23 protein-coding genes and 1 pseudogene are annotated in these 25,316 nt (G+C 67.3%); 12 read left to right on the top strand and 12 right to left on the bottom strand.

Going from position 1 to position 25,316, the window contains the following annotated elements; all coding sequences use genetic code 11:
* Positions 1-405: 405 nt before the first annotated feature.
* On the top strand, positions 406-2,664 hold the full coding sequence (locus K3M35_RS03105) for an NADP-dependent isocitrate dehydrogenase (RefSeq protein WP_019289382.1): 2,259 nt from the start codon (positions 406-408) through the stop codon (positions 2,662-2,664).
* A 76-nt stretch (positions 2,665-2,740) separates the two neighbouring features.
* On the opposite strand, the gene K3M35_RS03110 is transcribed toward K3M35_RS03105, so the two are convergent.
* The 3 genes from K3M35_RS03110 to K3M35_RS03120 all read right to left on the bottom strand — a co-directional run bounded on the left by K3M35_RS03110 (position 2,741) and on the right by K3M35_RS03120 (position 5,610).
* Positions 2,741-3,325 carry a PadR family transcriptional regulator gene (locus tag K3M35_RS03110; protein WP_006552020.1) on the bottom strand — a complete coding sequence of 195 codons (585 nt, stop codon included), beginning with the start codon at positions 3,323-3,325 and terminating at the stop codon, positions 2,741-2,743.
* A gap of 19 nt (positions 3,326-3,344) precedes the next feature.
* Entirely contained in the window at positions 3,345-4,334 is a 990-nt protein-coding gene (locus K3M35_RS03115; RefSeq protein ID WP_024100901.1) for a nitronate monooxygenase family protein, read from the bottom strand.
* A gap of 187 nt (positions 4,335-4,521) precedes the next feature.
* The gene (locus K3M35_RS03120; RefSeq protein ID WP_033098140.1) at positions 4,522-5,610 is read right to left on the bottom strand and encodes a helix-turn-helix transcriptional regulator; all 1,089 of its coding nucleotides are present in this window, start codon (positions 5,608-5,610) and stop codon (positions 4,522-4,524) included.
* 87 nt (positions 5,611-5,697) lie between these two features.
* On the opposite strand from K3M35_RS03120, the gene K3M35_RS03125 reads away from it, so the two are divergent.
* The gene (locus tag K3M35_RS03125) at positions 5,698-6,156 is read left to right on the top strand and encodes a hypothetical protein (RefSeq protein WP_033098141.1); all 459 of its coding nucleotides are present in this window, start codon (positions 5,698-5,700) and stop codon (positions 6,154-6,156) included.
* Positions 6,153-6,557: a DUF1304 domain-containing protein gene (locus K3M35_RS03130; protein WP_019289386.1), complete on the top strand. Its 405-nt coding sequence runs from the start codon at positions 6,153-6,155 to the stop codon at positions 6,555-6,557. The genes K3M35_RS03125 and K3M35_RS03130 overlap by 4 nt, the downstream gene beginning before the upstream one ends.
* 161 nt (positions 6,558-6,718) lie before the next feature.
* Here K3M35_RS03130 and K3M35_RS03135 read toward each other — a convergent pair whose 3' ends face one another.
* A complete protein-coding gene (locus K3M35_RS03135) occupies positions 6,719-7,690 on the bottom strand; it encodes a pirin family protein (RefSeq protein ID WP_033098142.1) in 972 nt (323 codons plus the stop codon).
* A gap of 144 nt (positions 7,691-7,834) precedes the next feature.
* Here K3M35_RS03135 and K3M35_RS03140 point away from each other — a divergent pair, with 144 nt between their 5' ends.
* The 3 genes from K3M35_RS03140 (at position 7,835) to K3M35_RS03150 (ending at position 10,256) form a co-directional block, all read left to right on the top strand.
* A complete protein-coding gene (locus K3M35_RS03140) occupies positions 7,835-8,674 on the top strand; it encodes a MerR family transcriptional regulator (RefSeq protein ID WP_033098143.1) in 840 nt (279 codons plus the stop codon).
* Positions 8,671-9,507: a hypothetical protein gene (locus tag K3M35_RS03145; RefSeq protein WP_033098144.1), complete on the top strand. Its 837-nt coding sequence runs from the start codon at positions 8,671-8,673 to the stop codon at positions 9,505-9,507. The genes K3M35_RS03140 and K3M35_RS03145 overlap by 4 nt, the downstream gene beginning before the upstream one ends.
* Before the next feature lie 152 nt (positions 9,508-9,659).
* On the top strand, positions 9,660-10,256 hold the full coding sequence (locus tag K3M35_RS03150; protein ID WP_232333346.1) for an oxygenase MpaB family protein: 597 nt from the start codon (positions 9,660-9,662) through the stop codon (positions 10,254-10,256).
* A 7-nt stretch (positions 10,257-10,263) separates the two neighbouring features.
* Here K3M35_RS03150 and K3M35_RS03155 read toward each other — a convergent pair whose 3' ends face one another.
* Positions 10,264-11,571, bottom strand: coding sequence for an alpha-hydroxy-acid oxidizing protein (locus K3M35_RS03155; protein WP_220665954.1), 1,308 nt, complete (start codon positions 11,569-11,571; stop codon positions 10,264-10,266).
* 129 nt (positions 11,572-11,700) lie between these two features.
* Here K3M35_RS03155 and K3M35_RS03160 point away from each other — a divergent pair, with 129 nt between their 5' ends.
* From K3M35_RS03160 to K3M35_RS03175, 4 genes and pseudogenes are all read left to right on the top strand, one after another.
* A complete protein-coding gene (locus K3M35_RS03160; RefSeq protein ID WP_033098146.1) occupies positions 11,701-12,366 on the top strand; it encodes a class I SAM-dependent methyltransferase in 666 nt (221 codons plus the stop codon).
* A 176-nt stretch (positions 12,367-12,542) separates the two neighbouring features.
* Positions 12,543-13,391, top strand: a pseudogene (gene rsgA, locus K3M35_RS03165) (ribosome small subunit-dependent GTPase A); the annotation flags it as partial.
* A gap of 727 nt (positions 13,392-14,118) precedes the next feature.
* A complete protein-coding gene (locus K3M35_RS03170; protein ID WP_232333347.1) occupies positions 14,119-14,928 on the top strand; it encodes a glycoside hydrolase family 19 protein in 810 nt (269 codons plus the stop codon).
* 58 nt (positions 14,929-14,986) lie between these two features.
* Entirely contained in the window at positions 14,987-15,538 is a 552-nt protein-coding gene (locus tag K3M35_RS03175; protein WP_006552034.1) for a dihydrofolate reductase family protein, read from the top strand.
* 69 nt (positions 15,539-15,607) lie between these two features.
* On the opposite strand, the gene K3M35_RS03180 is transcribed toward K3M35_RS03175, so the two are convergent.
* Positions 15,608-16,312 (bottom strand): DUF899 family protein, encoded by a 705-nt coding sequence (locus K3M35_RS03180; RefSeq protein ID WP_033098148.1) that lies wholly within the window; start codon positions 16,310-16,312, stop codon positions 15,608-15,610.
* A 137-nt stretch (positions 16,313-16,449) separates the two neighbouring features.
* On the opposite strand from K3M35_RS03180, the gene K3M35_RS03185 reads away from it, so the two are divergent.
* Positions 16,450-18,222 carry a dynamin family protein gene (locus tag K3M35_RS03185; protein ID WP_308257043.1) on the top strand — a complete coding sequence of 591 codons (1,773 nt, stop codon included), beginning with the start codon at positions 16,450-16,452 and terminating at the stop codon, positions 18,220-18,222.
* Positions 18,219-19,661, top strand: coding sequence for a GTPase (locus K3M35_RS03190; protein WP_039587271.1), 1,443 nt, complete (start codon positions 18,219-18,221; stop codon positions 19,659-19,661). Before K3M35_RS03185 ends, K3M35_RS03190 begins: the two co-directional genes overlap by 4 nt.
* A gap of 13 nt (positions 19,662-19,674) precedes the next feature.
* On the opposite strand, the gene K3M35_RS03195 is transcribed toward K3M35_RS03190, so the two are convergent.
* The 6 genes from K3M35_RS03195 to K3M35_RS03220 form a co-directional block, all read right to left on the bottom strand.
* On the bottom strand, positions 19,675-20,037 hold the full coding sequence (locus K3M35_RS03195; protein ID WP_084222385.1) for a hypothetical protein: 363 nt from the start codon (positions 20,035-20,037) through the stop codon (positions 19,675-19,677).
* 89 nt (positions 20,038-20,126) lie between these two features.
* Positions 20,127-20,672: an RNA polymerase sigma factor gene (locus K3M35_RS03200; protein ID WP_016692266.1), complete on the bottom strand. Its 546-nt coding sequence runs from the start codon at positions 20,670-20,672 to the stop codon at positions 20,127-20,129.
* Positions 20,673-20,776: 104 nt separating this feature from the next.
* A complete protein-coding gene (locus tag K3M35_RS03205) occupies positions 20,777-22,066 on the bottom strand; it encodes a hypothetical protein (protein WP_220665955.1) in 1,290 nt (429 codons plus the stop codon).
* A gap of 44 nt (positions 22,067-22,110) precedes the next feature.
* Complete coding sequence (locus K3M35_RS03210) at positions 22,111-23,937, bottom strand: Hsp70 family protein (protein WP_220665956.1); 1,827 nt, start codon at positions 23,935-23,937, stop codon at positions 22,111-22,113.
* A gap of 103 nt (positions 23,938-24,040) precedes the next feature.
* Positions 24,041-24,358 carry a nucleotide exchange factor GrpE gene (grpE, locus tag K3M35_RS03215; RefSeq protein ID WP_217580200.1) on the bottom strand — a complete coding sequence of 106 codons (318 nt, stop codon included), beginning with the start codon at positions 24,356-24,358 and terminating at the stop codon, positions 24,041-24,043.
* Positions 24,359-24,398: 40 nt separating this feature from the next.
* Positions 24,399-25,154, bottom strand: coding sequence for a VCBS repeat-containing protein (locus K3M35_RS03220; protein ID WP_217579802.1), 756 nt, complete (start codon positions 25,152-25,154; stop codon positions 24,399-24,401).
* Between the last annotated feature and the right edge of the window lie 162 nt (positions 25,155-25,316).

The following is a 25,316-nucleotide window of genomic DNA, read 5'->3' on the forward strand; positions in this document are numbered from 1 at the left end:
TCCCCGCCGACAGCATCTTCCGGCGTCGGCATTCGAGCCGCGATCGGACGGACGAGGGATCGCAGTCCGGTTCGACAACGGAATCGCTTGTGACAGTAGTCTTCCCACTGCTTGTGAAGACTTCTTTACTGACGGCGATGCTGTGCGCCGGTCGCACCCGCGTTACGACAGGTCGAGGGGCCATCGAAGCGGTGGCTCGCAGGACTGCGGCGTTCTCGGTCGCGAGCGGACATGAGGTCGACGGTTGGGCGCCCGAGGGGCCGTCGAAGCCTGTCGGCGGAGTTCGAGTTACCGGCGAGTAAATGTCGTTCTCGAGTTCTCGCACGTAGCCTGATACCCGATGCAATCCCGCACGCGGAGCATTTCGTGAGGCGGACCGGACCGACGTAGGGAGTCGAGACAAGAATGAGCGCCGACAAGCAGTCGACCATTATCTATACGTTGACCGACGAGGCGCCGTTGCTTGCGACCTACGCCTTCCTGCCGATCGTGCGTACCTTCGCTGGAGCCGCGGGCATCGAGGTCGAGACCAGCGACATCTCGGTGCCGGCGCGGATCCTGGCCGAGTTCCCCGAGCACCTCACGGAAGAGCAGCGCGTCCCGGACAACCTGGCCGAGCTGGGTCGTCTGACGCAACTGCCCGAGACCAACATCATCAAGCTGCCCAACATCAGTGCGTCCGTGCCGCAGCTCCTGGCTGCCATCAAGGAACTGCAGAGCAAGGGCTACCAGGTCCCGGATTTCCCGGACGCCCCGAAGACGGACGAAGAGCGTGCCATCCGGGAGCGCTACGGCAAGATTCTCGGCAGTGCGGTCAACCCTGTCCTGCGTGAGGGCAACTCCGATCGGCGCGCACCCCGGGCGGTGAAGGAGTACGCCCGTAAACACCCGCACAGCATGGGCGAGTGGTCGATGGCCTCACGCAGCCACGTCGCGCACATGCGGCACGGCGACTTCTACCACGGCGAGAAGTCGATGACGCTGGACCGGGCGCGCAAGGTCCGGATGGAGCTGGTCACCAAGGAGGGCGAGACGATCGTCCTCAAGCCCGAAGTGGAGCTGGGTGAGGGCGACATCATGGACAGCATGTTCATGAGCAAGAAGGCGTTGCTCGAGTTCTACGAGGAGCAGATGGAGGATGCGCGCAAGACGGGCGTGATGTTCTCCCTTCACGTCAAGGCGACGATGATGAAGGTCTCGCACCCCATTGTCTTCGGCCACGCGGTGAAGACCTTCTACAAGGACGCCTTCGCCAAGCATCAGAAGCTGTTCGACGAATTGGGCGTCAACGTCAACAACGGTCTCGGCGACCTGTACGACAAGATCGAGACGCTGCCCAGTACGCAGCGCGACGAAATCAAGCAGGACCTGCACAACTGCCATGAGCACCGTCCCGAATTGGCCATGGTCGATTCCGCACGCGGCATCTCCAACTTCCATTCCCCCAGCGATGTCATCGTGGATGCCTCGATGCCCGCAATGATTCGCTCGGGCGGCAAGATGTACGGCGCCGACGGACGACCCAAGGACGTCAAGGCGGTCATGCCGGAGTCCACGTTCGCGCGCATCTACCAGGAGATCATCAACTTCTGTAAGACCAACGGCGCGTTCGACCCGACGACCATGGGTACCGTTCCCAACGTCGGTCTCATGGCGCAGAAGGCCGAGGAGTACGGCTCGCACGACAAGACCTTCGAAGTTCCGGAGGCGGGCGAGGCCAACTTCGTCGATGCCGAGACCGGTGAGGTGCTGCTCACCCAGCACGTCGAGGCGGGTGACATCTGGCGCATGTGCACCGTCAAGGACGCGCCGATCCGCGACTGGGTCAAGCTCGCGGTCACCCGGGCACGCAACTCCGGTATGCCGGTCCTGTTCTGGCTCGACCCGTACCGCCCCCACGAGAACGAGTTGATCAAGAAGGTCGAGCTGTACCTGCAGGATCATGACACCGATGGCCTCGACATCCACATCATGTCGCAGGTGCGCTCGATGCGGTACACGCTGGAGCGGCTGAACCGCGGAATGGACACCATCGCCGCGACCGGCAACATCCTGCGTGACTACCTCACCGACCTGTTCCCCATCCTCGAGCTCGGTACGAGCGCCAAGATGCTGTCGATCGTGCCGCTGATGGCGGGTGGCGGCCTCTACGAGACGGGCGCCGGCGGGTCGGCGCCCAAGCACGTCAAGCAGTTGGTGGAGGAGAACCACCTGCGCTGGGATTCGCTCGGTGAGTTCCTGGCGTTGGCCGTAAGCCTGGAGGACCTCGGCATCAAGACCGGCAACGAGCGCGCCAAGATCGTGGCGAACGCGCTCGATGCAGCGACCGGCAAGCTGCTGGAGACGAACAAGAGCCCGTCGCGCAAGGTCGGCGAGCTCGACAACCGGGGCAGCCAGTTCTACCTCGCGATGTACTGGGCACAGGAACTTGCCGCGCAGACCGAGGATCCGGAACTCGCAGAACAGTTCGCCCCGCTGGCCGAGGCACTGGCCAGGGACGAGGACACGATCGTGCGAGAGTTGAACGAGGTGCAGGGCGCGCCGGTCGACATCGGCGGCTACTACCGGCCGGACAGGGACAAGACCGTGGCCGTGATGCGGCCGAGTCGGACCTTGATCACCGCGCTGACGGCAGTCGACCCTGAGGCCGGAAACGCACCGTGACAGGTAGACCTGCATCCGTGTAGACAAGCCGACCTCCCTCGCGTGGTACGCCTCGGCCCGGTTCTCGTGTTCCGGTCTACGGGACCGTTCCGCTGCGGTCGGCGGAGGAATCCGGTGTCGGGTCGAGCCGGTCGATCGTGTCGAGCGCCTCGTCCAGCCAGGTCAGCCACGTTTCTTCGAGGAGGATGCCGAGGCGGAGCACGAGATGTTGCAGGGTGCTCCGCGCGTCGCCCCGGACCTCGACGAAGTCGCGTTGCTCGATGGCACGATACTGCTCGAGCATCGCCGTCCGGTAGGCGCGTTGATGTTCCAGCGCGGGACGCGCGGCGTCGGGATCGTCGAGCGCCGCGGCCGCGCGCAGGCGCACGGAGACACCGGAGCGCACCACGTCCGGATCCTCGATCTCGGAGATCCAGCCGCGCAGCAGTCGGCGACCGTCCGCTGTGATGGTGAAACGTCGGGGCTGACCGCGACCGGGTTTTCCGTCCGTCGGGACTTCACGGATCAGGTCGCCCGCCCGCATCCGGTCCAGTTCTCGGTAGATCTGCTGGTGGGTCGCGGGCCAGAAGTACCCGATCGACCGGTCGAAGCGCCGCGTCAGTTCCAGTCCGGTGCTGTCGCGCTCGACCAGTGCGGTGAGGATGGCGAACCTGAGAGACACCGCGTCAGCCTAGGTCACGCTATCCGGCGTCGATCATGGCGACTCGGCGTCGTTCGAGGGACGTCCACGCCAGCTCGTATTCGTCGCGGAGTCGTTGGACGAGCTCGCGGGCGGGGACGACGGACTCGATCGCGCCGAGGCCCTGGCCGGCGCCCCAGATGTCGCGCCAGGCCTTGGCGCCGGTGTTGCCACCGGACCCGAAGTTCATGGCGGACGGATCGGACTCGGGGAGGTCGTCGGGGTCGAGTCCGGCGGCGACGATGCTTCCCCGCAGGTAGTTGCCGTGCACGCCGGTGAACAGGTTGCTGTAGACGATGTCCTTGGCGGTGCTGTCGACGATCATGTTCTTGTAGTCGTCGGCGCTGCGGGCCTCCTCGGTGGCGAGGAAGGCTGTGCCGGCGTAGGCGAGGTCGGCACCGGCGGCCTGGGCAGCGAGGATCGAGCGGCCGTGGGCGATGGAGCCGGACAGCAGCAGGGGGCCGTCGAACCACCGGCGGATCTCCTGGAGCAATGCGAACGGTGACTGCGTCCCGGCGTGGCCGCCGGCGCCTGCGGCGACGGCGACGATGCCGTCCGCGCCCTTGTCGATCGCCTTGTGCGCGAACTCGTTCGAGATCACGTCGTGAAGGACGATGCCGCCGTAGGAGTGAACAGCCTCGTTGACCTCCTCTCGGGCACCGAGCGAGGTGATCACAATGGGGACCCGATGCTCGACGATCACCTCGAGGTCCTGCTCGAGTCGCTCGTTGGAGCGGTGCACGATCTGGTTGACGGCGAACGGCGCGACGTACTCCTCGGGGTGGCGCACCGCGTAGTCGGCGTTGCTCTCGGTGATCTGCTGCAGCCAGTCGACAAGCATCGACTGGGGACGGGCGTTGAGTGCCGGGAACGACCCGACGACTCCGGCCTGGCACTGGGCGGACACCAGTTCCGGTCCCGACACGATGAACATCGGGGAAGCGACCAGGGGCAGGCTCAGCGGGCCGGACAGGATCGGTGGCAGCGTCATGGTGTGTTCCTTCTTCGTCTGGGGCGGTCCCTCTCACGCCAGACTATGTGCAACAAGGTGCAAAAAACAACGGGCCGACGTCACCTGCTCTGGAACAGAGGGATCTCGGGCGTGGCAGCTGCATGCACCGAGTGGCACTGTGGCATACAACGAGCAACCCCGCTCAATGTGTAGTGAGCGTGATCGCTCAGTGCGCGGACCTGATCGTCGGCGTGTATGGGGGCGACAGGGACGGTCGGGGCATCTGCCGGCCGGCCAACCGAGCGACGAGTTCCGCGCGACTACCCGCCCCCGTCTTCGCATAGACGGATTTGAGATGGTCGTGCACCGTGTTCGGCGTGATGCCCCGGTGCCGAGCGATCTCGGCCGTCGACAGTCCGTTCAGCACGTCGGTGCACACTTCGCACTCGCGGGCGGTCAGCGCGTACGCGGCGAACAGCATGTCTGTGAGTTCACTGTCGGCCGCGGGTTCGATGGTGACCGCCGTGCGGGCCTCGTCGCCGTCGGCGCTCAACGGCGCCGCACGGACGACGATCCAGCCTCCGCCGTCGTTGCGGATACGTGCCCGGAACACCCCGGTCGTACTCGCCCGAGCCCCGAATGTTGCCGCCCGCAACAGCAGCGCCAGTCGCACCGGACCGGCGAGCCGATCCTCCCAGATCCGCGCCGCGACCGTCGATGCGACCGGCTCACCCGCGGGATCCGTCACGATCACGGCAGGACCGGGATCGGCTCCGGGGCGTGCGTGCAGGGTATGGACGGCGGCCACCCGGGTCGCAACCGCCACCGCCGGTGCGGTCATTGTCAGGAACTCCAGTTCCCGATCCGTGAAGTCCGGACCCGAGCGGACGAAACCGGCCGCTCCCCAACACAACCCGTCCACTGTGAAGACGACTCGCACCTCGCGGTCGAGTCCGAGTGGACGCCATACCGCCGCGTTCCGGAGGCTGTGGGCGACTTCGGTCGACGGTAGATCCGAGGCCCGCACCACTGTTCGTCCACTGCGGGCGATGTCTGCGAAGGTTGCGGGATCGTGTCCACCGCATTCCGATTCCGCGAGCAGTGGCTCGTACTCACCGGGAATGCGGTTGCGCCCACTGGTCATCGAACCGAACGCCAGGGTCAGGGGATCGAACAGTGCCCAGCACGTCAAGTCGCTGCGTACGGTGCGATCGACCAGTTCGATGGCACGCTGGTGCAGTGCGGTGACGCCGACGCCGGTGCCCGCGAACTCCAGGATCTCGCGGCGTAGGCGCTCCGTCCGCACTTCGAGCATGAACCCAGTATGCGCTGGATCCGGAAGACGGAGCATCCCCGATTCAGGGGATGGTCCGGCTGTTTCCGGATCCATAGCGTCGCAGTTGTGTCCACGATCGATCTCCAACGTGCCAGTACGGGCGGGCAATTGTCGGTGCCGGATGCCGTCGTCACCGTGCTGTCGTCCGGTGAACAGACCGGCGACGCCTACGAGCTCATGCTGGTCGAGACGCCCTGCAGCAGCCCACCGCCGCTGCACTCCGAGCCCTGGCCCAAGACCTACCACCTCCTGCGCGGCCGGATCCTCGTCCTCCTCGACGGCGAGGGCTGCGAACTCGCCGCCGGTGACACGCTCACCATCGCGGCGGGAACGATGAACAGCTTCTCGGTGCTCACCGACGACGCGGCCTTTCTCCTCGTCTGCTCCGGGACCGGGATGAGCGGTTTCTTCACCGACCTCGACGCGCTGGGGGAGGAGCACCTGCCCGAGGATGCACTGATGAGCAGGTTCGGGCAGATCGCCACCCGTTACGGAATCCGATTCGCCGAGGAGGTCTCGCCATGATCGTCGTTGCGCAACTCGCGGCCCTGGTCGCTGCCGCGGTGCACCTGATGGTCTTCGTGTGGGAGACGATCCTGTTTCGCCGTCCGAGCATCCACTGGGGCGTGTTCCGCGTCCCCGCTGCGGATGTTCCACCGGTGCGGATGTGGGCGTTCAACGTCGGCTTCTACAACCTCTTCCTCGGATCCGGAGCGCTCGCCGGCATGATCCTGTGGTGGACCGGGCACGAAACCCCGGGCCGCACCCTCGTCGTCTACACGTGCGCGTTCATGTTCCTGGCCGGCATGGCATTGTTCGCCTCGGACCGGATGGCGATGAGCCGTCCACGAGGTACCGGGGTGGTGGGGTCGCTGTGTCAGAGCGTGCCGTCGCTGGTCGCGCTCGTAGCGCTGGCGCTGGCGTAGAAGCGGCGCGGCCGACGATCTGGTGTTCTCGACCTCGCTCAGCGCGGTCGAGAACACCGGATTCGTGGCATGCGTGAGGATGAACCCGGTGCACGGTAGCCGACTTGGGTGGCTTCAACCCCGATCTCCGGGGTCGAAGCCACCCTAACGCAACTACCCATCTAGGCATTTTCGTCCGACGGGCGCACGGCGGGAATGGAACCGAATCGCCCGGCCTGGAAGTCCTCCATCGCCTCGATGATCTCGGCGCGGGTGTTCATGACGAACGGACCCGCCATGACGACGCGTTCACGAATCGGCTTGCCACCGAGCACGAACACCTCGAGGGCGTCGGTGCGCGAATCCTGTGTCGCGGCAGCAGAGATGGTCAGGCTTTCACCCCTACCGAAGACGGCGGTCTGTCCGGTCCGGATCGGGCGGTGTTCCGGTCCGACCGCGCCATCACCGGCGAGCACGTATGTCAGGGCGTTGAATTCGGGGTTCCACGGCAGGGTGACGCTTGCTCCCGGCGCCACGGTCGCGTGCAGCAGGGTGATCGGTGTGTGCGTCGAACCGGGGCCACGGTGCCCGTCGAGTTCTCCGGCGATCACGCGGATGAGCGCGCCGCCGTCGGCCGAGGACAGCAGGGCGACCTCGCCGCCGCCGATGTCCTGATACCGCGGGGCGACGAACTTCTCGGCCTTGGGCAGGTTCACCCACAGCTGCACGCCGTGGAACAGTCCACCGCTGACCACGAGATGTTCCGGTGGTGCTTCGATGTGCAGAATGCCGCTGCCGGCGGTCATCCACTGGGTGTCGCCGCCACCGATCGTGCCGCCGCCTCCGTGGGAGTCGCGGTGCTGCATGATGCCGTCGATCATGTAGGTGACGGTCTCGAAACCGCGGTGCGGATGCCAGGGGGTGCCCTTCGGTTCGCCGGGCGCGTAGTTCACCTCACCCATCTGATCCATGTGGATGAAAGGATCGAGGTACTTCGTCTCGATGCCCGCGAACGCACGGCGGACCGGGAAGCCTTCGCCTTCGAAGCCGCGCGGTGCAATGGTCACGGACAGGACGGGACGCGAGAGCGCTTCGGGTGCGGGCTCTTCGACGCGAGGAAGAGCGAGAACGTTGTCGACGGTTACGGCAGGCACGGTAACCCCTCTCGGTCATGTAGTTGATCTGTCAACTATCTTACTGCACTCAACCGCAGTCCTTCTCGGGTTGTTCCCACCCCGATGTGCGCCGACGCATTCATGGCTTGACCCTGACGTAGCGTCAGGGTCGATGCTGAAGCCATGAGGATCAGCGACTTGGCCCAGGCCGCGGGAACCACCGTTCGCGCCGTTCGGCACTACCACCGGCTCGGGCTCATGCCCGAACCCCCACGGGCACCCAACGGATACCGGGACTACGAACTCGCCGACCTGGTGCGTCTGCTGCGCATCCGCTGGCTCGCCCAGTCGGGTGTTCCACTGGGTGCGGTGGCGACCGTCCTCGGCGGCCACTTCACCGACGGCAGCGACCGAGATGCCGAGTCCGATCTCACCGCAGACCTCGAATCGCTGCTCGAGGCGGCAGACAATCAGATCCGGACGCTGCAGGTCAAACGTGAGGCACTCGCCGCGATTCTCGAGCGTCACCGCGTCGGCGACCGGCTCTCGCCCCTGCCGTCACCGATCGTCGACGCGTTCGACGAACTCATCGACGGCGAGGACGACCCGCACACCCGGAGGCTGTTCGTCCGCGAACGCGACAGCTGGGAGATGCTCGCACTCTCCGGGCAGGCATCACCGGAGTATCTCGACGCCATGCGAACCCTGCTCGACGACCCCGAACAACGGCACGCCATGGTCGCCGTCTACCGACGCTTCGGTGCACTTGCCGGACAAGATCCCACCGCGGCAGCCGACGAGGTCAGCGCCGTCATCGACGGCATGACCGCCTTGCTCGACGACATCCCGATCATGGCGGAGGTGCTCGGTTCGTGGGCAGCCGAGGCGGCAACTGCCCTCGAATCGAACACCGAGGTGCTCGCCGAGTTCCTTCCGGACCCGGCCCAGCAGGCCGTCGCGATCGGGTTCGTCCGGCGCGTCGCCGCACAGTCGGGACCGCAGCAGGACGGAGCGCGGGCATGACTGAGCGCACCGTCCGGCTCGTCCACCGAGCCGCTCTCGTCCTCACCGTGGTGGTGGCCTGTACGAACGCCCTCCTCGTTGCACTGGGCATCCTCACACCGGTGACAGCACTGAAGGTCTGGCTCGGATTCGAGCTACCTCTGGGAATCCTGGTGCTGATCGTCGGCGCACTGCGGGTTCGAATCCTGCGCCGATCCGGAACACCGTGGGCGGGGGTGCTCGACGAACTCGTCGGCCGCGTGCCCGGGGCCCTGATACGCGCAGAGTTGAGAAGCTACCGCGCACTGTGGTTCCTGATACGAGGACGTCGGGTCGGCGCCGGACCTGAGGTGACGACGATCGGTTACACCCGCGGCACGATGAGCGTGCCGATCGCGTGGCTCGTGGCGTCGGTCATCGAGATCGCGGTGGTCCACATACTCGTGCCGTGGGAATGGCTGCGCTGGACGTTGCTGATCGTCTCGGTGTACTCGCTTCTTCCTCTCGCGGGGTGGCTCGCGGATCGTGTCGTCAACCCGCATCTTCTGACACGGGACGGCCTCGTCCTGCGCTCCGGACATCAGGTCGTGGCACGTATCGACGCCGACAACCTGCAGCGATGTATCCCGCGCCATCGCTTCCAGCCGGCGGAGACGGGTGTGGACGGCGAGGTGCTGTTCCTGCCCGGTCCCGACGGCACCAATCTCGATCTCGTCCTCGCGGAACCCGTCGAGGCCCTCTTGCCGGGCTTCTTCGAACATCGCCGCCGTCCAGCGCTCGTGAGCCGGTTCGCGATCCATGTCGACGATCCCGCAGCGGCGCGCCGAGTGCTCGACGCCGCGCTCCTCGCCTGACGAGACGAGGGTGAAATCGCGGTGCTGGCACGTGACTTCGCGACGACCACGCGTTTGTCGCCGATACGCTGGGCCGGCTCGCGATCGACAGCCCGGCCGCGGAGCGGTTACGGGACACGACGGGGGTGTTCCTGCGAACCGGCGGAAGTTATGTGCAGACCTCCGAGGAACTCGTCCTCCACCGCAACACCGTGAAGTACCGGCTGCACATCGGCACGACGTTGCGCGCAGACGAGCCCGTGTGGATCGACTGGACTCACAACGCTCTCGCGTTCGCGCTGCTGCGTGGTGCGGAGGCTTTCGGCCTCGACCTGACCCCCGCCGAACAGGACAAGTTCGTCGTCGAACAGCACATCGCCGCAGAGCTCGTCGGCGCAGACCCGGCCCGTCTTCCCGCCACCCGCGCCGACCTCGAGGCGTACGTCGACGAGCAGCGCCACTGGTTGTCGCTGTCGCTCGCCGCCGCCGAGGTGACGCACGCGCTCCGGAAGCCGAACCTGTGGGGCAATCCGGTGAAGGTGTTCACCTTCGTCGTCGTGCAGGACGACATGTTGTCGCTGCTGCCGGAGTGGGCGCGCCTGATGTACGGCATCGAGGGCCGCCCGATGAACCTGGGCGCCGCCGCGCGCACCACCAAGCGGCTCATCGGCATCGCCCGCAAGAACGAGTCGTACGACAGGATGGTCGCCGAGATCACCACGCGCATCGACGAGACCCCGTACCGCAAGGTGCGTGCGCGCAAGGCCTGACCCTGTTTCAGAAGGAGGGATTCGGCCGGACGAACCGTTCGTCGATACCGGCGACCGAACGGGCACCGGTCAATGCCATGGTGAGGTCGAACTCGGCGATCACGTTGCGGACCACCTCCTCGACGCCCTGCCGACCCGCGATCGCCAGTCCGTACATGTAGGGCCGGCCGAGGAGTACGGCGTCCGCGCCGAGCGCGAGCGCGACGAAGACATCGGCGCCGCTTCGGATCCCGCTGTCCAGCAACACGGTCGGCTCCCGGCCGATCGCGGCACGGATGTCGAGCAGAGCATCGAGTGAGGCGATCGATCCGTCGACCTGGCGTCCACCGTGGTTCGACACGACGAGGGCGTCGACGTCGAGGTCGACGGCGCGACGCGCGTCGTCCGGATGCAGAATTCCCTTGAGTACGATGGGAAGTCGCGTCCGATCCCGCAACGTCGCCAGATGCTCCCAGCTCAGTCCCGGATTGGAGTAGATGTCGAGGAAGGTCTCCGCGGCGGCGCGCGGTACGGGGGAGCGGAGATTGTCGAGGAATCGACCCGGATGGTTGCGGGTCATCGACAGCAGTGTGCGGATCGCGCCGAACGTGACATCGGGTCGCTCCGTCAGCGTGTCGCGGGCGGCGTCGATCCGCTGCCGGACGATGTCGAGGAAGCGGGGATCCGAGGTGTACTGGGCGATGCCCTCGCCGCGTGCGAACGGCAACGACCCGAGATTCAGGTCCTGCGGACGCCATCCCAGCATCGTCGTGTCGAGGGTGACGACGACGGCCTCGGCGCCCGCCGCTTCGGCCCGCCGCAGCAGGCTGTCGACGAGATCCTCGTCGGAACTCCAGTACAGCTGGAACCAGCGGGACGCGGAGCCCATTGCGGCAGCGCAGTCCTCCATGGAATTGCAGCCCTGATTGGAGAAGATGTACGGCACGCCGGTCGCGGCGGCCGCCCGCGCGATCGCCAGGTCGCTGTCCGCGGCCATCAATGCTCCCGCGCCGATCGGTGCCAGCAACAGCGGTGAGGACAGCGACGTGCCTGCCACGGTCGTACTCAGGTCGCGTTCGGTGACTCCGTGGGCCATGCGCGGGACGATCGCCCATCGGTCGAACGCACGCCGATTGTTGCGCATCGTGCGTCCCTCGCCGGCGCCGCCCGCGACATACGCCCAGGCCCGCTTCGAACTCGCGCGTCGCGCGGCGTGTTCGAGGTCGCCGAAGGACGTCGGGACGGCCGGACGCCGGCCCAGCGCGCCGTTGCGGTACACGACCCCCTGACGTTCGCGGCCGGGGCCGGCGGGTGCAGATGCGGCGGTTTCGGTCACGAGTGAGTTCCCCTCTCGAACGGTGGCGCTTGTCGATCCTTCCTCACGAACCCGGCCGAGTGAACCGGTTACCGGTGCCGAATTCGGAATCGGTGCGGTGGATCCGGCGGCGGGCGTACCGTCGGATCCATGACCGAGGACGGCCAGGTTGCACCGTGGGACGACATCTACCGGGGCGTCGCCGAAGGGTTTTCGGGCCCCGTACCCTGGAACATCGGCGAACCCCAGCCCGAGATCGCCCGATTGATCGACGAGGGCAGATTCCGTAGCGACGTGCTGGACGCAGGCTGTGGGCATGCCGAGACCTCCCTCCGTCTGGCGGCACAGGGATACACCGTGATCGGTCTCGATCTGTCGCCCACAGCCATCGAGGCCGCTCGGGCCGCGGCGGCGGAGCGGGGACTGACGACCGCGACCTTCCAGGTGGCCGACATCAGCTCGTTCACGGGTTTCGACGGCCGGTTCGCGACGATCGTCGACAGCACCCTGTTCCATTCGCTGCCCGTGGACCGGCGCCGTGCCTACCTGAGCGCCGTCACCCGTGCCGCTGCTCCGAACGCGTCCTTCTTCGTCCTTGCCTTTTCGAAGGACGCCTTCCCCGAAGAGGGCCAGGGACCCAATCCTGTGACGGACGACGAGCTACGCGACGTGGTTGCCGAGTTCTGGACCGTTGACGACGTGCGGCCGGCCTTCATCCACGCATTTCTCGGCGACGAAGAGGCTGCCGCGTGGCAACGCGACGACAAGGGCCGTTCGATGCTCCCGGCCTGGCTGCTGTCGGCCCACCGCGATTGAGGGTGCACGCGGAAATTCGATTGCATTGCAGGGTGCGAAGTTCACCATCGGATCTGTCGGAGCGGACCACCCGCGCCTCGTCATGATCCAGGAGTCACCGTGCACCCCGATGTCCCACCCGGAACCGATCCGCTGGTCGGGTACGGACAGCGCGCCACCACGTCTGCACCGGCGACTGGGTGATCGTGCGCGAACCGGCCACCGAAGGCGATATGACCTGCACGGTCTGTGCGGTGCTGCCGCGTACCGGCGCGATTCGTCGTGCCGACGCGTCGGGGCGTTCGGAAGAGCAGGTTCTCGCTGCCAACGTCGACACCGTCGTGGTGACGGTCGCATCCGACACCCTCGATCTCGGTCGCATGGAACGTCTGCTGGCGCTGGCCTGGGACAGCGGCGCGCAACCGGTAGTCGCCCTGACGAAGGTCGACATCGCCACCGAAGCGGTATTCGAGCAGGTCGCCATGGTCGCACCCGGAGCGAGCGTGGTCGAGGTCTGTGCGCCGAATCGATCCGGCCTGAATGAACTGCGCGAGGTGCTCCACGGCACCGTCGTGTTCGTCGGAGCGTCCGGCGCCGGGAAATCGACGCTGGTCAACGCGCTGTGCGGTCGCGACATCCAGGCGACGGCACCGGTGCGCCAGGGCGACGGCAAGGGCCGGCACACCACGACCGATCGGGAGATGTTCCCTTTGGGCGGCGGCGTGACCCTCATCGACACTCCGGGGTTGCGGGGTATCGGGATGTGGGACGCCGGTGCCGGCATCGCCTCCGCCTTCCCCGAGATCGATGAGCTCGCTCAGTACTGCCGCTTCGCGGACTGTGCGCACGAGACCGAACCGGGATGCGCGGTTCGTGCCGCTGTCGACCGCGGCGACCTCGATGCCCGGCGAGTGGAGAGTCATCGCAAACTGCGACGTGAGAACGAATGGATCGCGGCCCGGTCCGATGCCCGATTGCGGCACGAGCGGACCCGTGAGATCAAGGTGATGAGCCGCGCGATCCGGGCGTACTACCGCGACCGCTGAGTGTTCTCGGCGCGGCATACAGGGCGGTCGGTACCGCTCCGCGCAGTTCGCGCTATGAACCGGGGCTTGCTACTGCAGCACGCCGCGCCGACCCGCTTCAGCGCGCTGATCATGGAAGACCCGACCGAACGGTCGGGGTCTTCGACCTGTGTGAACATACCAATCGGTACTTCCTGCTCGGGTCGTCGTATTGTGAACGCGGACGGTCTCGGTCGGCGTGCGGCTACGCGTTATCGAGGTGTGTCGTCGGACACGAAATGATTACGACCCGGCTCGGGGGTGTACACCTCTTCGGTCGAATCGAACCGGTCTGTTCCCGAGGGGGGGCGACCCATCGCGGCCTCGATTCGACCATCTGCGGGACGGACCTTCGGCGCGTGCGGTTTCGTGATCGAAGGTACTGCTGCACAACTAATTCGGTGAGAGTGCAGCGATCCTCGGTGGACAAGGGGCAGGATCGGCCAGGTACCGCTCCGGCAGGTTCTCGCTGGGCCGGCCGGATGCGATCGCCGCAATGATCGACTTCCGAGTATGGCACGCACCACTTTCATTGGTTCAGATGGCGTCGGCCACGATCGCTTGAAAACCTCTCGACCTGCGACGTTACCTGGTTGTGACCTGATGGTCGTGTGTTGGCCCTCCGTGCGGTGGTAACGATCCCGCCGGTGATGCCCGCGGCCCCGTTCGAAGGCCGAACCCAGCTTCGGCGAATCTTGGAGCACGACCCTTGTCCGTTTCATCATTGCGCCGTTTCCGTGCCGCGGTCGCCGCCGCGGCCGTCCTCACCGCCGCGCTCGGCGTCGGTACCTCCGTCGCCCACGCCGACACCGCACCCACCACCCCTGCACCTACCCGTTTCCAGGAGCCCCGCGACCTGCTCCGGGCGCTCGACTTCGACGCCCTGGCCGCCGACGGCTGGACCGTGACCGACGACGAGGAAGAGGCCGAATCCGCAGAGGCGAGCGAGGTGGTCGAACTCGTCGCCGAGACGACTCCTGCGCCGCTCCCCGCCGTCACACCCGAGGAACTGACCCGCATCGTGCCGGGCATCCCGGCGGAGAAGGTCGAGCAGTTCATCGCGCCGCTGAACGACGCGATGGCGCGCAGCGGCATCGACAACCCGGTCCGTCAGGCGGCGTTCATCGCCCAGCTGGCCGTCGAATCGGACTCCTTCCGCACCTTCGAGGAGTACGCGTCCGGTCGCGCATACGAGGGTCGCGCCGATCTCGGAAACACCCATCCCGGCGACGGTGAGCGCTACAAGGGTCGCGGCGCGATCCAGATCACGGGCCGCCACAACTATGAGAAGGTCAGCGAGCACATCGGCGTCGACTTCGTCGCGCACCCCGAGCTGCTCGCCGCGCCGGAGAACGCCTTCACCACCGCCGCCTGGTACTGGACGTCGCGCAACCTCAACGAGATCGCGGACACCGCAGGGATCGTCCGGGTGTCCGAGCTGGTCAACGGCGGTCACCATGCCCTCGGTCGCCGTATCGACGAGTTCGAGCGTGGTCTGGACGTGCTGCTCCAGCCTTAAGCCCGACACGGGCGCACCGGGCCGATGAGTTCGGGGTGCGCCGACGGTCTATCGGAGCATGAGAACACTGATCTACGACTTCGGCGTGTCCCTCGACGGTTACATCAACGACCGCGACGGCAATATCGACTGGACCGACCCCGACGACGAACTGCACCAGTTCCACAACGACCGGTTCCGCCGGCTCGAGCTCTCGTTGCACGGCCGGCGGATGTACGAGCTGATGGCCGAGTACTGGCCGCACCTGCCCGAGGACGCCTCGCCCATCGAACGCGACTTCGCCGAGTTGTGGACGACCACGCCCAAGGTCGTCTTCTCCCGCACCCTCACCGAGGTCCACTGGAACAGTCGCCTCGTCAGCGACGACGCGGTGGAGGAGGTGCGCAGGCTCAAGGCCGAGGGAGACGGCGTCATGGAGGTCGGTGGGGCGAACCTCGCCGCGTCGCTGATCCCACACGGTCTCATCGACGAGTACCAGGTGTTCGTCTCACCCGTCCTGCTCGGTGGTGGCACACCGATGTTCCCGCCCCTGGAGAAGCGCGTGGATCTGCGCCTGGTCGAGACCCGACAGTTCACCACCGCCGTGATGCTGCGCTACCTCGCCGACTGAATTCCTGTGACACACCGGTTCTCACGTACCAGGCGCGTGACGGGGTCGCGTCCACCATGTCATCCGCTTTCACCGCGCGCCGGTGCCCGGACCGTAGAGTCGCGCCACATCGGGGGAATCGAGCCACCCCGAATAGGTCGGCGACTGCGGCCAGCCCTCGGGCGAATCCTGCCATTCCTCCTGACGACCCCACGGAAGGATGTCGATCAGCGCGAAGGTGTAGCTGAGCTGCTCGGTGCCGCGGCCGGTGGTGTGCCAGGTGCGGTAGACCGTGTCGCCGTCGCGCAGGAACACGTTGACCGCGAACCCTCCACCGGGAGGTGCGTCGACGTCGGCGCCGAACGAACTCTCCGACGACGAGTACCACTCCATCGTGTTGCCCACCTTCACCTTGTAGGTGAGGGCTTCGTCGATCGGCCCGTTGGTGACGACGACCATGCGGGCGTCGTAGTTGTCGAGGATGCCGAGCCGGGTCCACTGCGTCGTGAGACTCGTGCATCCACCGCACTGCCATTCGGCACCGTCGGACCACATGTGGTGATAGGTGATGAGCTGCGAGCGGCCCTGGAACACATCGACGAGCCGGGTCGGGCCGTCGGCGCCGATCAGCGTGTAGTCGGGCAGTTCGATCATCGGCAGCCGGCGGCGCTGCGCTGCGATGGCGTCGAGTTCGCGAGTGGCGGCCTTCTCCCGTCGCCGTAGGTCGTCGAGCGCCGACCGCCATGTCTGCTCGTCGACGATCGGAGGAAGGGCGCGGGTGGTCTGCTGGGTCATGACGTCTCCCGGAGTCGGACGGATCCGTTCACGAATGTTGACCGGGGCAGGAGCCGGAAATCATCGTGGACGCGGCCACGAGTCCGAACGCCGGAGTGGAGCACGGCCCCGTACCGACCGGTATGTAGTGTCGTCGCGTGTCTCCTGATCCGTCTGTGGCCGACCTGATCGACGGCGCGTGCAAGGTGCTGCGCGCCTACAAGCACGACGAGGTCGCCGACCGCGCCGAACGCAAACTCGCCGACACCGGCCGGCCGACGTCGATCGTGGTGGTGGGGGAGATCAAGCGCGGCAAGAGTCTGCTGGTCAGCGCTCTCATCGGCCGCGACGGCGCCGCTCTCGACGACGTCGAGCACTCGACCGCCGTCGCAACCCGTTTCGTCACCGCCACCGACGATTTCCCGGAGGGCACCGCCGAATTGGTGTTCCCCGACGGGCGCCGGCGCATCGACCGCGCCGAGCTGGGGGAGTGGATCACCACCGGCGGCCGCTACGTCCAGGACCCGACCGTCGAGGCGCTGCCGGTCGCGGCGGTCGTGCCGATCGCGTCCGAGAAGCTCACGAACGCGTCGGTCGTCGACACTCCCGGCATCGGCGGCCTCGACCCCCGGCACGCGGCGATGGCCGCTCACTCCGCCGATCGGGCCGCCGTGCTCGTGCTGGTATGCGATGCGTCGACCCCGCTGACCGAACCGGAGATGCGGTTCCTGCGCGAGAGCGCTGCCGGAGTGGAGAACGTGCTGGTCGTGGTCACCAAGACCGACAAGAACCTCACCCGCTGGGAACAGATCGTCGCGGAGAACCGCCGCGCCGTCGCGGAACACGTCGGCCGCGACATCCCCGTCGTCGCCGTCTCGAGCGTGCGAGCCCTGGCCGCGACCGCGCTACCGCCCTCCCCGGTGCGCGAGCGCAGCCTCGCCTGCTCCGGTCTCCCCGGACTGTGGGGGATGCTCGACGAGCGGGTCGCCGCCGCACGGCACCGCCCCGAAGCCGATGCGCTGCGCGTCGCCCTCGACGGGTTGCGCCGCATCGAAACCGGAATCAGCGACGAACTCTCCGTGGTGCGCGACGGCGAATCCGCGATCCCGGACCTGACCGCCGAGATGGAACGGCTGAAGGGGCTCAAGGACGAGGCGCAGCAGTGGGAACAGCACCTGCAGCGCGACCTCACCCTCGCGCGGCAACGGGCGATCACCCGCCTCGACGAGGAGCTCGCCCGCGTGCGCGAGGACTGGACGACACGCATCAACAAGTCGTCGATGCAGGTGCTGCGGCGCTCCCCGCAGGTGTTCACCGCCCAGATCCAGGCCGACCTGCTCGACGCGATGGCCACCACCGCGCAGGTCTTCCTCGACGACCTCGAGAAGATCGTCACCGACCTCTTCGACGACCCGCAGCAGTGGGAGCACATCCGCGAGGTCACCCTCGAGGCGCTGCAGACCGATCCATTGGTGACCGGGGAGGTGGGCTCGAAACGCCAAGGGCTGCTGGATCCGAGCGTGCTGACGATGGGCATGATCGGCACCACCATGCTCGGCGCGGTGATCGGGGCCGGTGCCATCGCCGGCGTCGCCTGGGTGGCGATCAATCTCGGGTTCAAGGCGATGCGCACCGGCAAGACGAACCTGCTGACCTGGCTGCGCGAGACCCTCGCGACCGTGCGGACCGTCACGACCCGCATGCTCGAGGCCGCGATGGCCACCACCCGCCCGGAGATCGTGCTGCGTCGCCGCAAACACCTGCAGGACCGGATCACCGAGTTGCAGAAGCGTATCGACGAGGCCAAGCGCGCCGCGCAGGCGGACGCCGCGACCCGCACCGCGAACATCGAACGACTGGAGAAGAACCTGCGCATCACTCGCGCCCGCATCACCCCGATCGATACGGCTCTGAGGGGAGGTGCCGCATGAGCGCCCCGCACATCCCACCGCAGACCGGGGCACCCGATCCGGTGCACCAGCGCATCGACGCCGCCCTGCACCAACTCGCCGCGCTCGGCGGTGATCTCGTCGCCCACGCCAACCGTATCGGCGCGATCCTGTGGTCACCGCCGCGCATCGTCGTCGTCGGGCGGCTCAAGGCCGGCAAATCCACCCTGGTGAACGCGTTGATCGGGGCGCCGGTCGCCGAGACCGCGGCGCTCGAGGCCACCAATGTCGTCACCGTCTACGAGAACGGTGCGCCCTCCCGCGCCGACGTGGTGTCCACCGATGGCACCCGTCGACCCGTGCCGCTGGCACTCGGCACCACCGTCGACCTCGGCGTCCCGCCGGAGCAGGTCGCGTACGTGCACCGCTACCTGCCCTCCCATGCGCTGAGCACCATCACCCTCGTCGACACCCCCGGTCTGGCGACACTGACCGTCACCAACGCCGCCGCCACCGAGCGCGCCCTGATCGACGGATTCGAGCAGACCCGCTCGGCGTCCGTCGACGCCGACGCGGCGGTGTTCCTGTTCGACTCGATGCCGCGCACCGACGAGGTCGAATTCCTGCAGCGCCTCGGCTTCACTCCGCTGAACACACTCGGAGTGCTGTCGCGCGCAGACGGTTTCGGCCGCGGGGTGCTCGGCAACCGCGATCCGCTCGGACACGCCGCCGAACACGCGAACGTGCTCGCGCGGCGGTTGGCGGGACAGGTCGGCACGGTGGTGCCGGTCGCCGGGTTGCTGGCGCAGACCTCCCACACCGGTGCGTTCACCGACGCCGACGCCCACGCGCTCGTGGCGCTCGCCCCACTGGCCCCGCTGGAGTTGTTCGATCTGCTCGACGCGGATCCCGCCGCGCTGCCGGTGCCGCGCGATCAGGTGTGGCGACTGCTGGAGCTGATCGGGGAGTACGGGCTCGTGCACGCCCGCGCGCAGGCAACGGGTGGGGCGCACCAGGTCAACCAGTGGTTGTCCGGGGTGTCCGGCGTCCATCCGCTGCGAGCGGTGCTCGAACAGTCGTTGCGTCGCTTCGCGGTGCTGCACCGCGCCGGCCGGATCCTCGCCGAACTCGACGCCCTCGTCTATTCGCATCCGGCGCGCGACGCCATCCGGCAGATCGTCTCGGCGCTGCGCACGGACCCGGCGCTGGTGCCGGTGGAGTTGTTGCGGGCGTTGCGATCTCTGCTGCAGGCCGACCCGAGCGCGCCGGCGGTCGACGAACTGGTCCAGGTGCTGCGCGGCGGCACGATCGCCGAGGCGTTGGGGCTGGAGCCGACGGCGTCACCCGAGCAGATCCGAGCGATGGCGCAACAGAAGCTTGTCGCGGTGCAGGCCCAGAGCGTGTCGACGCGGTCGGCGGCGGAGGACACGGCGCTGACAGCGCTGACGCACGCCTATACGGTGATCGTCCGCGGACACTGACCCGGTCGGTGGGTTACGCGCCGAGATCGGGTTCGTCGACGTTGTCGGTGAAGCCGAACGAGGCTGCCTCGTCGTCGGATGAAGCCTCGCCGTTGTCGTCGTCGACAAGGCCGGGGTCGATTCCACCTGCGCTGTCGAGGTCGGCATCGGGGTCGAGGGCAGGATCGAGGTCGACAGAGTCGACGGTGACCGTCTCCGGAACGATCTCGTCGTCGTCCGGGATCAACGAGGTATCGACCGCGGCAGTGCCGGGGTCGGTGGCGATGTCGAGCGCGCGCTCCCAGACCTGATCGGGCAGTTCCGGTAGGTCGGCGAGCACATCGATACCGAGCAGCTCCCCCAGTGAGGGCAGCGGATCGGTCTCATCGCTTGTCATGGGCTCTTCCTTCTTCCCCCGTTGTCCGTCGTCGTCAGGTTGGAGTCGTGTGGGCCCCGGAATGTTCCTGCCACGTCCCAATCTACCGGTCAGGGATCGAGACCGGCGGGATCGAGGCGGGCGGGATCGAGCAGTTCGACGAGTTGTGCTCGCCCCCGGTTGATGCGGGTCTTGACCGTCGCGACCGGCACGTTCTGATGCTCGGCGATCTCGGCGTAACTCATCTGGGCGTATTCGCGGAGCACGACCGCGACGCGGAACTGTTCCGGGAGTCGAGCGAGGGCGTGACGCACCGCGTCGGTGTCGACGACGCGATCGGCCGGTCCCGGCACCGTGGAGGCCCGACCGAGGTCGATCTCGTCGTCGGGGATCTCGCGGCGCTTGCGCACGATCGCCAGCGCGGCGTTGCTCGCGATGCGGTAGAGCCAGGAACCGAAGCGGGAGGTGCCCCGGAATTTGTCGAGGTTCTGCCAGGCGGCGATCAGGGCGTCCTGCAGGGCGTCCTCGGCGTCGTGGCGGTTACCGGTGATCTGTACACATACCGCCCACACCTGGGTGCGCGACGGTTCCACCAGTGCGGCGAACGCGGCCCGGTCGCCGGACCGGCACCGTTCGATCAACTCCGTCTCGTGCATGGCACCCCCATCTGTACGCGGAGTAACCTACCCGGCCGCGTCGCGCAGCGGTCCGGTGACCGCCCTCGGTGTCGTGCACCGACGGTCACCGGACCGCGAGGAGGTCAGTTCTCGCCGAGGCCCATCTCCTCGGCGCGGACGAACTTCACGTACTGAGTGGCCACGCGCTGCGGCACGGTGCGCAGCGTGTCGGAGTCGGGATTCTCGTTGCCGATCGAGCGGAAGCCGGACAGTTCGGCCACGTAGCGGCCGTAGGTCATCAGGCACGCGGCGGCTCGACCGTCGGCGACGTCGCCCGACCAGCAGGTGGTGTTCGGAAGACCTTGCGTCAGCGAGGGGTCCTCGACCAGGTCCGGATACGTCTCGGCCGTGTGTGCAGCGAACGCGTCCTTCAGGACTTCGGCCTCGTCCGGGCCCGCGGTGCGATAGACGACGCTGTTGACCTTCGCGACACGATCGGTGCCGGTCTGTTCGAACACCACCTCGGTGTCGGCTGGAGCGGAGTCGTAGTGCAACCAGCCGTCCGGTCCGTAGACCGCCATGTCGGAGTTACGTGAGTACTCGCTGTCGACGAATCCCACGGCCCGGGCCATCACCTTGTCCAGATCGATGGGCAGCGAGGCGATCTCGTCGGTAGGGGTGGCCGGGAACCGGTCGAGCAGCTCGATCTGCTGTTGCACACCGCGCGTCGCGGTATCGGTGATCCACTCGGTCCCACCGCTGTCGTCGCCGCTGTAGGTGTAGACGACGAACATGCCGCGTGTGGTGAGCGTGCTCAGGGAGGTGGTGGCCAGTTCCGGCCAGGAGTAGGTGGTGGCCAGTGTGTCGGGCAGTTCCGGCAGCGTCGTCGGGGTCTCCGGACCGGTGGCGAACGGACCGTCCGCGGGCCCGAGCTTGTACTCGTACAGGGCCTGCGCGGTGCCGGCGGCGTCCTCGGGGGTGGGGAATCGCCAGACACTGACACCGAACTCGCGGCTGTCGTCGTCGGTGCTCCGGAAGCTGGTGAAGGCGTTGATGATCGAGAATTCTCTCAGGATCTCGTTCTCGTCGCCGGAGAAGATGTTGCCCGTGCCGCCGAGGAACACGCCGTTGGTCGATCCGCCGACGGTGAGGGCCGGGTCGACGGTGTGCGGGTGGACGACGAACTCGGCGAGTCGCTGGCCTTCCACCGCCGGACCGAAATCCTCGGCTGCCATGCCCAGCGCAACGAAATCGCGCGGCTGGGTGTTGTAGTCACCGGTATCGAGCGAGTCGAGATCCACACCGGCAGAGGTCTGTTCAGTCGTGGTCTCGTCGACGACGGTGGCGTCGCTGTCGGACGAGCAGCCGGCCACGGTGACGATGGTGACGGCCGCCAGTGCCAGGGCGAGACGGCCGGTTCGAGGGATGTGCATGAGAAGAGGACTCCTGAAGAGGAAGGTATGGGAGGTAAGGCAGGTCAGGCGTTCCAACCGAGTTCGGCGAGCAGTGCTTCGCCGCGCTCCGTCGTCGTCGAGAACTGCGCGACGAGTCCGGTGGACTTGTCGATGACGGTGAAGTACGAGTTGCCGCCCGGTGGGTGGTCGTAGTCGGCGATACGCGTGCCGTCCGCCGAGACGATCCTGGTGTTGTCGTTCTTGGCGTCGCGGAGCCGGATGAAGTTCGAGCGTGCGTACTGATCGTCCCGGTACGCCGACACGGATTCGTAGTCGGTGGGTTCCATGCCCAGCGCCTTCCCGAGGTTGGAGTTGGGGCTGATCTGGCACCGCACCTGCATGGCACCTTCCGAGGAGAAGCCGGACTTCTCGCACGAACTCGACCCGGTGAGCAACTTGGTCGGCAGCAGTTCGACCACCTCGTCGGTGCTCTCGCTGCGATAGACCGAATCCGACGTCGCCGGAGGTGGTGCTCCGGTGTCCGACCTGTCCTCGGCCACAGCGGGGGCGGCTGCGGCGCCGGCCGCCGCTCCGTCGTCCGCGTCCCCACGGGTGAGTCCGAAGACCGCCCCTGCGGCGACGAGCACCGCCAGCACGGCGGCCCCGGCGATGAGCAGGGGCCGAGACGGCCGTGACCGCTCGATGTCGCGGGTCGGTGCCGGGTTCGGTTGTGCCGCAGGGGTACCCGGACGGGGAACGCCGGGTCGCGGTGCTGCGGGGCGGGGAGTGTCCGGTCGCAGCACCTCGGTGTCGAGGTCGGCGGCGGGTTCGGTGGTGCGTCCACCGGCGACGAAGCCGGCCGCGCCCTTGGCCACGACGGTCTTCGGGTCGTCGAGGGTGGCGATGGATCCGAGTTCGGACAGCCGCCGATGCACGTACGGAATCCGTGAGGATCCGCCGGTCAGATACAGCGCCTGCAGACCCGGCCGGTCCACCCCGGCATCGCGCAACACCTGGGCGGCGAGCTGCACGCCTCGGGTGATCTGCGGTTCGATGAGCTGCTCGAACTCGTCGCGGGTGATCGTGAAGGTCAGATCCGCGCCGTTGCCGGTGACCCGGATCGACGCCGAGGGATGCTCGGAGAGCAGTTCCTTGGCGCGGCGGATCTGATCGTCGAGGGTGCGACGGGCATCGAGCCCGTCCGGGGTGCGCAACCACGCCGCCAGATCCGGATCGTCGTCGCGCAGGCGTTCGTCGACCCAGCGGGCGACGGTGGCGTCGAGGTTCTTGCCGCCGAGGGTGTTGTCGCCGCCGGCCCGGATCACCTCGAAGGTCCATTCGCTTGTCGCGGTGAGTACGGCGATGTCGAGGGTGCCGCCGCCGAAGTCGAACACCGCGATCGTCGAGCCCTTGACGATCTTCGCGTCGTGCTGACGTGAATAGTAGAACGCGGCGGCGCGGGGTTCGGAGATCAGCGAGACGCTGCCGCCGAGACCGGCCAGGGACGCTGCGAGGCGCAGCACGTCGAGTTCGCGCTGGGACCAGGCCTCGGGGTGGGTGAGCACGACCTCCGCCGGAGGGCGGTTGTTGTGCCGGGGCAACGCCTGGTGGTAGACGGTGCGCAGGACCGAGGCGATGGTGTGGGCGACGGGGACGTCCTGGCCGCGGACCATCACCGACCCGACGGCCACGTGGGTCTTGGGGTAGGCGACGAACCCGGCCGGGTCCACGGTGGCCTGGTTGATGGCCACGTCGCCGGTGGTGATCGCCCCGGTGTGGTCGACGTACACCGAGGACGGCATGAGGTTGGAGGTGTGGGTCAGCGGCAGTGATTCGACCCGGTCCGGGCCGATCCGGTGTGCCGCCGACGTGTTGGACGTGCCGAAATCGACCGCCAGAACCCAGCTCATCTCGATCGTGCCTCTCGAATGCGAACCCACAAAACCTGCATGGACGGTGCGATGACCGTCGCGGACTCTATAGCGGCGAACGGTGGTCGCCCGGTGGCGGGTGTCACGACGCCCCCGGAGCCGGGCACTGCGCCGGCGGAACCTGCACCCGCACCTCGACATAGCGCAGGATCTGCCCCTCGTGACACCAGCCGGGCCGGATCATCGCGGCGACCAGGGTCTCCTCCGCCGGTGCCGCTGCCGGCGTCACCGCCACTGCACGGTGACGGCTCGGATCGAACCGTGTCCCGGGCTCGACGGCCAGACGTTCGACTCCCAGATCGGCGAGTCGTGTGGTCGCGGCGGCGCGCTCGGGCCCGTCCGCCGCGACGTCCGCCGCCGCGATCAGTTCGTCGATCCGCTCACGCATCTGCGGTGACATCACCTGCTTGCCCTTCGTCTCGGATCGGTCGGAGTGGGTGTCAGACCAGATCGGAACCGGCGTCGGTCGACTCGGAGCCGTTGTCGAAAGCCGAGACGTCGACGTAGTCGTCGGCGATGCCGTCGCCGTCGTAGTCCACCGCACCGGAGTGCAGGTCCACCACCACATCGACCTCGCCGTCACCGTCCTCGTCGAAGACGGCCAGATCGAGCCGGCCGTCACCGTCGAGGTCACCGGCGGCGGCGTCGATGTAGCCGTCGCCGTCGCGGTCGAACTCGATCAGGTCGGCGTTGCCGTCGCCGTCGGAGTCGCTGATCTGCGCGTCGGTCCTGCCGTCGCCGTCGTAGTCCACCAGCGACAGGTCGACCTGACCGTCGCCGTCCACGTCGACGTCGGCGACGCGGGTGCCGTCACCGAGGGTGTACTCGTCGAGCACGACCGGCTCGGTGGAGGCGGATCCGGAGGTCACGCTCGAGGTGGACTCGGCGTTCTCCGCGGCGGCGCGATCGGAAGCCGAGGAGGCCGATCCGGCGGAGCTCGACGCACCCGAGTTGCTCGCCGAGCCGTAGGACGAGTCCGAGCTCGAGGAGCCGGAGCTGTCGTAACGCTCGTAACGCTCGTAGGACTCGTAGCTCGTCGATCCCGACTGGTCGGACGACGAGGAGCCGTAGGACGAGTTGCCGTCGTAGGAGGACTGCGAGCCGTACGACGAGTCCGCACGGTCGCTGGCGGTGGACTGCGATGCGGCGCGGTCGGCGTTCGAGGAGCTGCTGCCGGGGAAGGAGTTGGTAGCCATGGTCGGTGCCTCTTTCGGGGTCTCGGTGACTGACACAGGTAAGAGGGACCGGGAGGCGGAAAGGTTCCCTCCGGATCGAAAAAATTTCCGACATTCCTGATCGGCGGTGAAAACGCCAGGTCACGGAGCTGCAACGGTCGGTGATCGTATCGGTCGCGAAAC

The organism is Rhodococcus sp. DMU2021, assembly GCF_019641445.1.
GTDB lineage: Bacteria > Actinomycetota > Actinomycetes > Mycobacteriales > Mycobacteriaceae > Rhodococcus > Rhodococcus pyridinivorans.

Coding starts and splice junctions, on each gene's coding strand:
- K3M35_RS03145 (WP_033098144.1), top strand. CDS start 8,671: ATGACTGAGCGCACCGTCCGGCTCGTCCACCGAGCCGCTCTCGTCCTC.
- K3M35_RS03120 (WP_033098140.1), bottom strand. CDS start 5,610: ATGCTCGAAGTGCGGACGGAGCGCCTACGCCGCGAGATCCTGGAGTTC.
- K3M35_RS03195 (WP_084222385.1), bottom strand. CDS start 20,037: ATGACAAGCGATGAGACCGATCCGCTGCCCTCACTGGGGGAGCTGCTC.
- K3M35_RS03160 (WP_033098146.1), top strand. CDS start 11,701: ATGACCGAGGACGGCCAGGTTGCACCGTGGGACGACATCTACCGGGGC.
- K3M35_RS03130 (WP_019289386.1), top strand. CDS start 6,153: ATGATCGTCGTTGCGCAACTCGCGGCCCTGGTCGCTGCCGCGGTGCAC.
- K3M35_RS03210 (WP_220665956.1), bottom strand. CDS start 23,937: ATGAGCTGGGTTCTGGCGGTCGATTTCGGCACGTCCAACACGTCGGCG.
- K3M35_RS03220 (WP_217579802.1), bottom strand. CDS start 25,154: ATGGCTACCAACTCCTTCCCCGGCAGCAGCTCCTCGAACGCCGACCGC.
- K3M35_RS03200 (WP_016692266.1), bottom strand. CDS start 20,672: ATGCACGAGACGGAGTTGATCGAACGGTGCCGGTCCGGCGACCGGGCC.
- K3M35_RS03140 (WP_033098143.1), top strand. CDS start 7,835: ATGAGGATCAGCGACTTGGCCCAGGCCGCGGGAACCACCGTTCGCGCC.
- K3M35_RS03175 (WP_006552034.1), top strand. CDS start 14,987: ATGAGAACACTGATCTACGACTTCGGCGTGTCCCTCGACGGTTACATC.
- K3M35_RS03105 (WP_019289382.1), top strand. CDS start 406: ATGAGCGCCGACAAGCAGTCGACCATTATCTATACGTTGACCGACGAG.
- K3M35_RS03180 (WP_033098148.1), bottom strand. CDS start 16,312: ATGACCCAGCAGACCACCCGCGCCCTTCCTCCGATCGTCGACGAGCAG.
- grpE (WP_217580200.1), bottom strand. CDS start 24,358: ATGTCACCGCAGATGCGTGAGCGGATCGACGAACTGATCGCGGCGGCG.
- K3M35_RS03115 (WP_024100901.1), bottom strand. CDS start 4,334: ATGACGCTGCCACCGATCCTGTCCGGCCCGCTGAGCCTGCCCCTGGTC.
- K3M35_RS03190 (WP_039587271.1), top strand. CDS start 18,219: ATGAGCGCCCCGCACATCCCACCGCAGACCGGGGCACCCGATCCGGTG.
- K3M35_RS03205 (WP_220665955.1), bottom strand. CDS start 22,066: ATGCACATCCCTCGAACCGGCCGTCTCGCCCTGGCACTGGCGGCCGTC.